Annotated in this window: 9 protein-coding genes; all 9 read left to right on the plus strand. The window is 44.8% G+C overall.

Going from position 1 to position 12,207, the window contains the following annotated elements; genetic code table 11:
• Window positions 1-220, plus strand: a 220-nt coding sequence (gene tnpA / locus G625_RS0113690; RefSeq protein WP_029201558.1) for an IS200/IS605 family transposase, incomplete at its 5' end; no start/stop codon positions are given.
• 134 nt (window positions 221-354) lie between these two features.
• On the plus strand, window positions 355-4,593 hold the full coding sequence (locus tag G625_RS0113695) for a prealbumin-like fold domain-containing protein (RefSeq protein ID WP_029201559.1): 4,239 nt from the start codon (window positions 355-357) through the stop codon (window positions 4,591-4,593).
• Window positions 4,594-5,136: 543 nt separating this feature from the next.
• Window positions 5,137-6,231: a histidinol-phosphate transaminase gene (gene hisC, locus G625_RS0113705; protein ID WP_029201560.1), complete on the plus strand. Its 1,095-nt coding sequence runs from the start codon at window positions 5,137-5,139 to the stop codon at window positions 6,229-6,231.
• Between the two features lie 238 nt (window positions 6,232-6,469).
• Entirely contained in the window at window positions 6,470-7,063 is a 594-nt protein-coding gene (hisB, locus tag G625_RS0113710) for an imidazoleglycerol-phosphate dehydratase HisB (protein ID WP_029201561.1), read from the plus strand.
• A complete protein-coding gene (locus tag G625_RS20050; RefSeq protein WP_049895917.1) occupies window positions 7,063-8,151 on the plus strand; it encodes an ATP phosphoribosyltransferase regulatory subunit in 1,089 nt (362 codons plus the stop codon). The genes hisB and G625_RS20050 overlap by 1 nt, the downstream gene beginning before the upstream one ends.
• Window positions 8,148-8,804, plus strand: a complete 657-nt coding sequence (gene hisG, locus G625_RS0113720) for an ATP phosphoribosyltransferase (protein ID WP_029201562.1) — start codon at window positions 8,148-8,150, stop codon at window positions 8,802-8,804. Before G625_RS20050 ends, hisG begins: the two co-directional genes overlap by 4 nt.
• A 395-nt stretch (window positions 8,805-9,199) precedes the next feature.
• Window positions 9,200-10,486, plus strand: a complete 1,287-nt coding sequence (gene hisD, locus G625_RS0113725) for a histidinol dehydrogenase (RefSeq protein WP_029201563.1) — start codon at window positions 9,200-9,202, stop codon at window positions 10,484-10,486.
• A gap of 224 nt (window positions 10,487-10,710) precedes the next feature.
• Complete coding sequence (gene hisH / locus G625_RS0113730; RefSeq protein ID WP_029201564.1) at window positions 10,711-11,340, plus strand: imidazole glycerol phosphate synthase subunit HisH; 630 nt, start codon at window positions 10,711-10,713, stop codon at window positions 11,338-11,340.
• Window positions 11,341-11,354: 14 nt separating this feature from the next.
• Window positions 11,355-12,071 carry a 1-(5-phosphoribosyl)-5-[(5-phosphoribosylamino)methylideneamino]imidazole-4-carboxamide isomerase gene (gene hisA / locus G625_RS0113735; RefSeq protein WP_029201565.1) on the plus strand — a complete coding sequence of 239 codons (717 nt, stop codon included), beginning with the start codon at window positions 11,355-11,357 and terminating at the stop codon, window positions 12,069-12,071.
• Window positions 12,072-12,207: the final 136 nt, after the last annotated feature.

Here is a 12,207-nt window from a genome sequence, read left to right on the forward strand (position 1 = left end):
TGTATCAATACCACCGAAAGAGGCAGTATCCAAAGTCATGGGGAGAATCAAAGGAAAGAGTGCGTTGATGATCTTCGATAGGCACCCGGAATTTCGGGAAAGAAATAATCGACATTTTTGGGCAAGAGGTTATTACTGCGAAACGGTAGGAAATGTTAATGAAGCTACAATAAAAAAATATATAGAAGATCAAACTAAAGCAGATCGTGCGGAAGGATAATGAGAACCACTTTTAAGTGGTAACCAGTAACATCAGAATGGTTTGCTAGACCGCCTTTAGGCGGAATCACAACACTTGCCCCGGAAGGGGTTAACTCAAACCACCAGCAGGGCTGGTGGTACTGACTTAAGAATATGGCCAATTCGGCGCCTTCCGAGACGGGCGCTCAGATCGACAGCAAGCTTGGCTGGGCGTGCGATGCTGGTTATTTCGTGAATACAGCAGGCAAGATTGCTCGCATAAACGGCAGGGATTATTACAAGCAAAACAGCGTTCCTGCTATCGGATTCATCCGTAAGACACCCGGTGGATATTGGCAGCCTGCTTTCATCAGTACAGAGCCTTCCTCGGTGGTTTATAACACAAGCAGTGGCGGCGGACCGTGGAACTATAGCGGAACATTTGAGTACGGGGGATCGACCTGGTACTATTTCCAGGGCAGTTATGGCTGGCAAAATACGTCAATAGACTCAGATCTGCCGCGGAAAGATTTTTCAAGCGGAAATGGAAACATAGAAACAGAAGGCATAGCAGTATTGCAGGCTGCCAATGTGCAGACTGGGATTGCTGAAGACATCACTCCTACTACGCTGAACATATCGAATTGTAATGCTCAGGGCGGAAACGGCGGAGGTATTTATGCAGGCGGAACATCCGACCTGCTTGGAGCGGTAAATCTGACGAATTGCACGGCAGTTGGCAGTGGCGGCGGATTTTTTGCTAACAATGCGCTTAAACTTGCAGATGATGTTGAAATTACAGCAAAAGGATGTAGGACCACAAATGGAGATGGAGGTGCAATTTACAAATCAGCCTCAGGTGTATTTTCAGCAAAACCTGGTGCTGCCATCAGCATGGGTGGAACGGCTTCAGGAGAGGAATGCACAGCCAGCAGAAATGGTGGCGGTCTGTATGCAGGAATAAGTGTATATGATGTAATTGATATCACCGCAGTCAATTGTATGGCAACCGGCAATGGTGGCGGTATCTATGCAGCAGGCGAGCTCACGCTGACCGAACACTCTCAAATCACTGGTTGTACGGCGGCAAACGGCGGCGGAGTTTACTCGAGTGCGCACAGCTTGAATCTGGATGACTGCACAATTACGAATTGCACGGCAAACAATGGAAGCGGAGGCGGAGTTTATGCAAACAAATGCCTGACTGTAAATGGAGATGTTTCTTTTGATAACTGCGAAGCTTCTCAGCATGGCGGAGCAGTCTACGTAAAGGGTATGTTTGCAATGAGTCAGGGGGACTCCAATTCGGTGCCTTCCGAGACTGGCGGTCAGATCGACAGCAAGCTTGGCTGGACGTGCGATGCTGATTATTTCGTGAATACAGCGGGCAAAGTTGCTCGCATAAATAACAGCAGGGATTATTACAAGCAAAACAGCGTTCCTGCTATCGGGTTCATCCGCAAGTCTCCAAGTGGATATTGGCAGCCTGCTTTCATCAGTACAGATCCTGCCGCAGTGGTCTATAACACAAATGATGACGGAGGACCCTGGTATTATAGTGGGACATTTGAATACGGGGGATTGACCTGGTACTATTTCCAGGGAAACTATGGTTATCAAACTACGGCAATAGACTCAGCTCTGCCGAGACATGATTTCACTGGCGGAGATGGAAACATAGAAACAGAGGGCATAGCGGTATTGCAGGCTGCCCATGTGCAGACGGGTATTGCTAAAGATGTTCATCCGACCACTCTTGATGTAACGAATTGTCACGCTGAAAGCGGAAACGGAGGCGGAGCGTACTTCTCTGCGGCATTAAACAAAGAAAATTTCAAAGGTAGCGTATCCTTTGAAGCGTGCTACGCAACAGCCGGAAACGGAGGCGCGATATATCTGAACGCAGGTGGTACTCTTACGAATGTCTCTGTGACAGGACACAGGAATCTCGATGTAACACCTGCAAACGCCAAACTCGGCGGCGCTGTGTATAGCGGCGGCAACCTGATTATCAGGCAGACCGTCACCGGCGCGAGCGAAATCAAGAACTGTTCGGCCTCCGACCCCAACGGCGGCGCGGTGCAGGTGGCGTCCGGCAAGACCATGACCTTTGGAGGCAATGTAGTTATTTATGATAATAAAAGCGAAAAGAAAAATTTATTTACAGGAGACACTGAATTAGTACAGGCTAATGTAGTATTATCAGAAAATAGTTATGAAAGAATACGGACAAGTGAAGAAGGTCTCGAAACAGATGCCAAAGTTGGTGTGTATGTAACAGGTAATAAAATCACGGAAAATCCGTATTTAGACCATGGTAGTGTTCATGATGACTTTGGTATGCACTACGCCAACGAAATTAGCACTTCAAATCTTGATAAGTTTATAAATGACAGAAACGGACTTAAGGGAGAAAAGTGTACAGATGAAGGTCATGTAGGTCGTATAAGATGGGGTAGTGCTCTATGTAAACTGACATATAAACAAGATAATCAAGATAATCAAAATAATCAGGTTTATCTGTTATTAAAAGAAGAAGATGGAATGACAAGACCTGCAGTATATCACTCATTTAAGGATGCACTAGCAGATGTAGAAGGAGGAAGATTATATGAAGATCAAAACAATAAATATAGTGGAAATATAAGATTAGAGATGCTCAAAGATTATAAACAAAAGAGTGACGACAGAATCGAGTATCATTATGCAAAAGATATATTATTTACAACATCAAAGTCCGGTGAAACAAATAAAGACTGTGGAGATGACTTTGTTTATATAGGTGACAGCGAGACTGCTGTTATTGAGAGAGGTGATACAAAAGAAAAGGATGCCAGTATGATCAAACTGGAAATAGGATGCGGGAAAGTGACGATTGAAAAACTGACATTTGATGGAAATGGAAAGAACGAAGCTTTTAAGGGAGATGGTGCAATCGTTTATATAAAAGGAGAATCAACTCTTGTATTAGGTGATAAAGCAATACTGAGAAATGGAAAGACATCCGGTAATGGAGGAGCAGTTTATATTAACTCTCAGGGAACGCTCATAATACAAGGCGGAGAGATAAATAACAATACTGTTACCGGCAGTGGACTTGGTGCCGGAGTATATGTAGCAGAAGGCGCGACATTAAAGCTGGATGGAAATGTTAATTTTGGAGGTTCCGGAGTAGATGAAAATGGAGACATAGTTTCCACCACCGGAAATATTGCAGACAGGTCAGACAGGTCAGACTTGTCATTGCCGAATGATGCTACAAATGGCGGAAAGGAGTATAGGAAGGAAAGACAGGATATATACATTGCAGAGGATACCGATGAACCTGCGTCCTTGATTGTAACAGCGAATGTTCCACCTAATATTGAAGGTGGCTCAATATGGGTTTACGCAAAATCAGAGAATCACTATAAGAAGACCAAACCTTTCGCAGTGATTGAACCGGCTGATCTTGAGCTTAATGAAAATGTTGAATCGGCTGATTTTAAGCTTGATGAAAATGTGTATAAAGCATTCAGAAATGCGAGGTCAGATTCAGAAACAGGATGTGATGGTGAATATCTATCCGGTAGTTCCGGTGAGAACGCAAAGCTTATTTACTGGTCAGCAAATGCAAATGCAGTAGATGTTTATTTTAAGAAGATAGACGGATATGGAGAAATGCTGAAAGTTGATGAGCTTACTGGCCCAGTATTTACATTATATACATCTGCTGATTGTAATGAGGATCATGAATATATACAAAATGGAAAGGCTAAGCTTTCAGAAGAAGTCACAGAACAGGAGGTTATAAACGAAGGAAAGTTTAATTTAGTCTTTAAGGGAGTACCGGACGGCATCTACTACATGAAAGAAACAAAATATGATACTGACAGGTTCAGAGACTCAGGAAAAGTATATGTAGTTTGTGTAGGAAGTACAGCTCTTGACGGAGCTGGTCAGACCGGTGGTGTTCTGGAAGACATAACAGAGGATGATATAACTGCACGAACTGTCAAAGGTGAAACAAAATATGACTATGCAATCTTCTGCCTGGATGATAGTAAGGAAAAAGCAAAGGCTATACCGGATATATCAACCTATGGTGTGATGAATATCTCAAAAGAAGATGATAAGGTCATAATGAAAAAGACTGATAAGTCCTATACACCTCTTGAAGGTGCTGAATTTGACATATTGAGTTACGATATGGCACCTGTAGCAAAAGGTAAGGGTGCAGTATCACATAAAACAGGTATATTCTGGGTAGGAAAGCTTCCATATGGAAAATACTACATAAAGGAGACAATATCACCCAATGGCTCAGCTTTATCAAGCAATGATTATGATTTTGTTCTGAGATATAACAAAGACTCAGAACGCTTTGAAGTATATGACAGAGATCGCGAGCCAAATACCGACCCTGAGCCATAACTCACAGCTTACAAAGAGACTGCAAAAAACCGTGTCTCTTTGTAAGCTCCAAAAACTAATAACTCGTATGTTGGATTACTTCATGTGCAATATTCGGAGTTGAGTGATCAGAAAGGCTGCCTCAGTTTTTGAGGCGGCTTTTTGCTGTCCACGGCGGAATTATGAGTCGGAAGCTCTGTCAGCTTATGTGACAGAGCTTCCGCTTTTTTATGTTGAGTGGTAAAATTACCGGAAGTTAAGATATATACTTGACATTTGCTTCTTAAGTCAGTATTATTTCCATAACACTTTAGCATGGTAAATTGGTAGAGTAGTAAAGTCGGTATATCAAATTATTTTTTCAAATGTACATAGATATAGAAGAAAAAACTTTCAAATAGCGGTATAATCAACAAGTGGTTATAACAAAGATTGGAGCCAATTAGATCTACATCTACATATCAGAAATAAACGACGCAAAACTTACGTTTAAAGAGCTGATGAAATTGACATCCTTATGTCAGATAATACGAAAAAGCATCCCTAATAGATGAGGTGATCAAAATGTCTGTATTTTTTAACTCAATATATAAAGAATTGGAGCCTTATACGCCCGGAGAACAGCCACAGGACAAAAAGTACGTGAAGCTCAATACAAATGAGTCTCCCTTTCCTCCGGCACCGGGAGTTATAAAAGCTGTAAACGAAAACGAGGCAATGGATCTGAGACTATATTCTGATCCGGAGCTTAAGCCCTTGAAAGCGCAGCTTGCCGAGACATTTGCCATGTCGAGAAACAACATTTTTATAGGAAACGGTTCGGATGAAGTTTTAAATTATGCATTCATGGCTTTTGGCGAGGATGGCATCGCTTATCCGGATATCACCTATAGCTTCTATAAAGTAATAGCCAATCTTAACCAGGTCAATTCAGATGTCAGATCACTTAACAAGGATTTCACAGTAAATATAGAAGCCTTTCTGGGAGAAAAAAATGCTGATGGCAGCTTCAAAGGATTGGGCAAAAGCATTGTCATCGCAAATCCCAATGCACCAACAGGAATAGCTATGGGTCTTGAGGACATTTCCCGGATCTGCGAAGCAAACAAAGACCACGTAGTCATCATTGACGAAGCCTACGTCGATTTCGCAGAAGAAGGAACTTCCGCAGTAGCTCTGGTTCCGAAATACGAAAACCTCCTGGTGGTGCAGACCTTCTCGAAATCAAGATCACTTGCAGGAGCAAGAGTCGGATTCGCCATTGGAAGCGAAGCCATCATACAGGATCTTGAGACCCTGAGAAACTCCAACAACCCCTACAACGTAAACCGCATTTCCATGAAATGCGCAGTAGAGGCACTGAAGGACACAGAATATTTCGAAAAGAACTGCAAAATCATAAGAGAAAACAGGGCTTACGCAAAAGCTGAACTTGAGAAGCTTGGTTTCAATGTTTTGCCATCTCAAACCAACTTCCTCTTCGCAGAAAGCGACAAAATAGAAGGCGGCGCCCTCTACAAAGCCCTTAAAGACCGCGGCGTCCTGGTTCGCCACTTCACAAGCCCCAAAATTTCCAACTTCAACCGCATAACTGTCGGTTCCAGGGAAGAGATGGACACATTGATTGATACCATTAAAGTTATTTTAAGTGAATGCTGATTCTATCCGTATTCCTTAATCAACATCTTTTGTATATTTATAGAAAACGTAGGAAAATGGTCGGGAATTGTGGCTAGGATTGCGAGTTGAAAGAACATCAGATCATATATGTACGAACCAGATGCACACACTTGTGCAGTTGGGGCGGACATATATGAGATGATGTACTTTCAATCGAGTGATCCGCCGCAATCCCGAACATTTTCCGACCGGACTTAATAAACCCATAGGAGCAATCATGAGAACAGCAGAAATCAACCGTGTAACCAATGAAACCGACGTAAATCTCTGGCTTGACCTGGACGGCGACGGTAAAGAATCCGAAATCAAAACCGGCATCGGCTTTTTCGACCATATGATGACACTCTTCAGCAGACACTCCGGCATACAGATGAGCCTGACCTGCGAAGGAGACACCTGGGTAGACGACCATCACAGCGTCGAAGACATTGGCATAACACTGGGAGAAGCCCTGAAGGAAGCTCTCGGCGATAAGAAAGGCATAAAGCGCTACGCAAGCCTCACCCTTCCCATGGATGAAGCACTGGTTCTGGTTTCTGTTGACATCAGCGGTCGTGGCGGCTTTTACGGAGACGTGACCTTCCCGACGGAAAAGATCGGCACATTTGATACACAGCTCGTGTCCGAATTCATGACATCCTTTGCTGCCAATGCCGGAATCACGTTACACATTCGCCTGATCACAGGTTTTAACAGCCACCACATAGCGGAAGGCTGCTTCAAGGGACTTGCCAGGGCATTAAGAGAAGCGGTTTCGGCTGACGAACGCTTCGGCACCGACATTCCCAGCACCAAGGGGGTACTTGCTTAATGATCACAGCTAAGTTAAACAGTTTATATGAGAGGTATGGCTACCGTCAGTTTAAGATGACGAAGTTTGAGCCCTACGACCTCTATGCAGATAACAGGGATTTTCTCAAATCCAATCAGCTCATAACCTTTACGGATCTTGACGGTTCGCTTCTGGCTCTTAAGCCCGACGTGACCCTCAGTATCATAAAGTCCAACCTTGGCGGCGAGGAGAAGGTTTACTATAACGAAACAGTTTACCGCCCGAAGGACGATCACTACAGAGAAATTCTTCAGTCCGGAATTGAATGCATCGGAAAGATTGACTCATACAGTGAGGCGGAGGTTATCACCCTTGCGGCAAAGTCCCTGCAGCTCATTTCCGACAAATTCGTGATCCGTATCTCGGACGCGGCTTTCTTAAGGCAAATGTTTGAGACCATAGGGCTTAGTGAAACAGCCCAGGCAGAAGCCATTAAACTTTTTTCCATGAAGAATGCTGCCGGCTTTGACGCTCTGGCATCACAGGGAAAGATCACTGAGGCAAGTGCCAATACTTTAAAGAGCATGGTGGATCTTTATAAGCCCTTCAAGGAGGGTGTGGCAGAACTCAAAAAGTACGCCATTTCCAATATTTCCGCCAGGATGGCAGAGCACTTATCACAGCTTGCTGCTATTTTTGAAAGCTTCGGTGTTCTTGAGTCCATATACCTTGATTTCTCACTTGTTAACTCCATGGATTACTATAACGGGATCATTTTCCAGGGAGCGGTTGCGGACATTCCGTTTACCATCCTGTCAGGCGGAAGATATGATAAACTTCCGGAAAAGATGGGTAAATCTTTCGGTGCCATCGGCTTCGCATTAGACCTTGACACAGTAGGAAACTATCTCACAAAGGTTCCGGGGTATGATGTTGATTATCTCATTACATATGACGGTGAAGCAGACCCGCCTGCAAAGGTGGCGGCTGTCATCGAGACCTTCAATCATGCCGACTATAAAGTGCGGACTGTGAGAATAGACGAAGTGGATAAGATGGAGCACAAGATAAGGGCACGAAAGATCCTTACATTAAAAGAAGCAGAAAAGGAGGCGGCTGAAAGATGATTAATATTGCATTGGCAAAGGGCCGTCTCGGAGAAAAGACTTATTCAATGATGGCGGCGGCAGGTTTTGACTGCCCGGCCATACTTGAGAAAAACCGGAAGCTAACATTCGAGAATCCGGAAAAGGGTGTGAGATATTTCTGGGTTAAGCCATCGGATGTTGCAATCTATGTAGAACGTGGTGCTGCGGACGTGGGTGTTTGCGGCAAAGACATCCTGCTTGAGTACGATCCGGATTTATATGAGCTTCTTGATCTCGGAATAGGCAAATGCAGGATGTGCGTGGCGGGTCCCAAGGATTTCTATGACAATGAAGAGCGCACCCTGAGAGTTGCCACAAAGTTTTCCAATGTTGCCAGGACCTACTATGAGTCCATCGGCAGAGACATTGACATCATAAAGCTGAACGGCTCCATAGAGATCGCGCCGCTTCTTGGTCTCAGCGATGTCATCTTCGATATCGTGGAGACGGGCGGAACCCTGAGAGAGAACAATCTGGAGGTTCTGCAGGAGGTTGTGCCGGTCAGCGCCAGACTTGTGTGCAATAAGGTAAGCTTCCAGTTTAAGCATGAGGAAATCATACGACTGCGCGACGGGCTTTCGAACATCGTGAAGAGCGGTGAAGAGGTGCAGACTATAAAGCTTGAGCACTGAGAAAAAATATATAAAGGTTGATTGGATTGGTGTTATTCGTCAAATTGGTTGGATTGGTAAATGACACGCAGATATACGATAGAGAGAAATCCGCGTGTCTAAAACGGTCTATTTTTGAGAGGAATGACACGCAGATATACGATAGAGAGAAATCCGCGTGTCTAAAACGGTCTATTTTTGAGAAGAATGACACGCAGATATACGAAAATAAGCTATCCACGTGCCTAAATCGGTCAATTTTTGAAAGAAATGACACGCATAAGAACGATAAAAAGCAATCCGCGTGTCTAAACGAATCTTTTTTTAATGAATATGACACGCTGACGTAAGATAGAAGGTATTATGCGTGTCTAAACTGATTTGTTTTAGAAAATGGCGTCCGGGAAGGAGACAGAATGATCAAGATTTTTGAAATGGGAAAGATCAAAGACGAAGAGATCTTTGCAAGGTTTGAACCAACTTCAAGCGTTGAAGATATAGTGAAGGACATCATCGCTAATGTCAGAAAGAATGGCGATGAAGCATTAAAGGAATACAGTTCAAAGTTTGATCATGTGGATCTTTCGGATTTCCAGGTGAGTGAATCGGAGATTGAAGCCGCTCTCAAGCAGGTTGAGCCGGAGTTTATAAAGGTTCTGGAAGAGGCTGCTGAAAATATCAGTGCTTTCCACGAGAAGCAGGTGAGAAACAGCTTCATCATGGCAGATAAGCCCGGCGTCATCCTGGGACAGAGGGTGATCCCTCTTGAGAAGGTTGGTCTTTATGTTCCCGGCGGAACTGCAGCTTATCCTTCAACAGTATTGATGGATTCCATCCCGGCAAAGATCGCAGGAGTTGAAGAGATCGTCATGGTTACTCCTCCAAACAAGGAAGGATCAGTAAACCCGTACATCCTTGCTGCAGCTCATGTTGCCGGCGTCGGAAGAATCTTCAAGATTGGTGGTGCACAGGCGGTGGCAGCATTGGCCTACGGTACCGAGTCCATACCGAGAGTCGACAAGATCGTGGGTCCGGGTAATGCTTTCGTTGCAGAAGCCAAGAAGCAGGTTTTCGGTCAGGTGGGAATCGACATGATTGCGGGACCTTCAGAGGTTTTGGTGCTTGCCGATGGAAAATCAGATCCCCGTTTTGTAGCTGCGGATCTTCTCAGCCAGGCCGAGCATGATAAGAATGCTTCCGCTGTTCTCATCACAGAATCCATGGAGCTTGCAAAGGCGGTTCAGCTGGAGCTTGAGGAACAGCTCAAGAAATTATCGAGAGAGGACATCGCCCGTCCATCCATCGAAAATAACGGAAAGATCATCGTTGCAAGAGACCTTAAGGAAGGAATTGATGCCGCAAACCGAATCGCTCCCGAGCACATGGAGGTTTGCGTGGATCAGCCCTTTGATTACCTGCCGCTTATAAAGAATGCGGGATCTGTTTTCCTGGGACGCTACAATGCAGAGCCTACAGGCGACTATTTTGCCGGACCGAACCACACGCTTCCCACATCCGGAACGGCTCGTTTCTACAGCCCGCTTTCAGTGGATGACTTCGTGAAGAAGATGCAGTACAGCTACTACACAAAGGAAGCCCTGAAAAAGGACTACGATAAGATCTCGCTTTTTGCCAGAAGAGAGGGTCTGACAGCCCACGCAAGAGCGGTGGATATCCGTTTCGGCAAAGAAGACCGGGATTGAAACTTTGATCCACCGGGGACGGTTCTCCCCGGCGAGAACCGTCCCCGGTGGATAAGAGAATAAAGCAAAACCATATGGCCCTAATGGACGGAGTTTGTGGTCCATCACTACAGACGAAAATAATCCACGTAGTATCTCAATCGTAATGGGGTCTGACCCCCTTACAGGGATTTTAATAAACTTTAAATATATTGTAATGGGGTCTGACCCCATTGGGAGAAATAATGATTGCAATTATAGATTATGGTGTTGGGAATCTTTTCTCATTGAAAAGCTCTATAGCCAGCATCGGAAAAGAAGCCGTTGTAACCTCGGACAAAAGTGTCATTGCTTCCGCAGATCAGGTTATCCTTCCTGGTGTTGGTGCTTTCAAGGATGCGGTGGAAAAGCTCAGAAGCAGAGATCTCTTTGATTTTGTAAAAGAACAGGCGGCAACAGGAAAGCCGTTTCTGGGAATATGTCTCGGCATGCAGATGCTTTTTGATAAATCCTTCGAATACGGCGAGCATGAGGGACTGGGACTGGTTCCCGGAGAAGTCAGACCTATAGAGGGTGTGATACCCGAAAGTCTGGACATTCCCCACATGGGCTGGAATGCTTTGAGCTTTCACGCAGCTTCTGGAGAGGCATTTGCCGTAAGTCCGATCTTCAAAGATCTCAGGGAAGGGGACTACGTATACTTCGTTCACAGCTACGCGGCTTTCAACTGCGATAAAAATCTCATCGCTACCGCGGAATACGGCGTTCCGCTTACCGCTGCAGTACAGAACGGTAATGTCTATGGCACTCAGTTTCACCCGGAGAAGAGCGGTGAGATCGGCATGAAGATATTGAAGGCATTTGCGGAGCTATAATTATAGGAGGATGTATGCTGCTTTTTCCGGCAATTGATTTATACGACAAAAAGGTGGTTCGACTTGTGAAAGGCGACTACCAACAGATGACCGTTTATAGCGAGGACCCTCTGGCAACTGCCAAAGACATCGAAGCTATGGGAGGCAAATGGCTGCACCTTGTGGATCTTGAAGGTGCAAAGGACGGAACAACACCGAACTTTGATATTGTAAAGTCCATTGCACAGGACACAGGACTCAAGGTCGAGATAGGCGGCGGCATCAGAAGCTTCGAGACTATCGAGAAGTATCTCAGTGCCGGTGTATCCAGAGTGATCCTTGGGACAAAGGCAGTGACAGATAAAGAATTCCTGAAGGAAGCCCTGGCAAAATGGGGCGACAAGATCGCTGTAGGTGTGGATGCGAAGGATGGCAAGGTTGCTGTAAAAGGCTGGCTCGAGGTTCTGGATGTTGACATGTTCGACTTCCTGGAAGAACTCCGTGAAATGGGAGTGAAGACAGCCATCGTCACAGACATTTCAAAAGACGGCGCCATGAAAGGCACAAACCTTCCGCTTTATGAAAAGCTTTCAAAACTCCGGGGCATTGACATCACTGCCTCCGGCGGAGTTTCAACTCTCAATGACATTAAAGCTTTGAAGGCTATGGATATCTATGGCGCGATACTTGGCAAGGCTATGTACAACGGAGCCATAAAACTGGAAGATGCTTTGAAGCTTACAGAGACTTAATATACATAAAATAGGAGAAGTCTCTAAGTAATTTGAAACATTGACATTAGTGATTAAATGTGTTTAAATATACTCATGGAGGGCATTATTATGAACACTTCTAATATTACTAATTACAAGCCAAAAGATTTTGCTG

Origin of the sequence: Oribacterium sp. NK2B42 (assembly GCF_000424445.1) — a bacterium.
Lineage (GTDB): Bacteria > Bacillota > Clostridia > Lachnospirales > Lachnospiraceae > Oribacterium.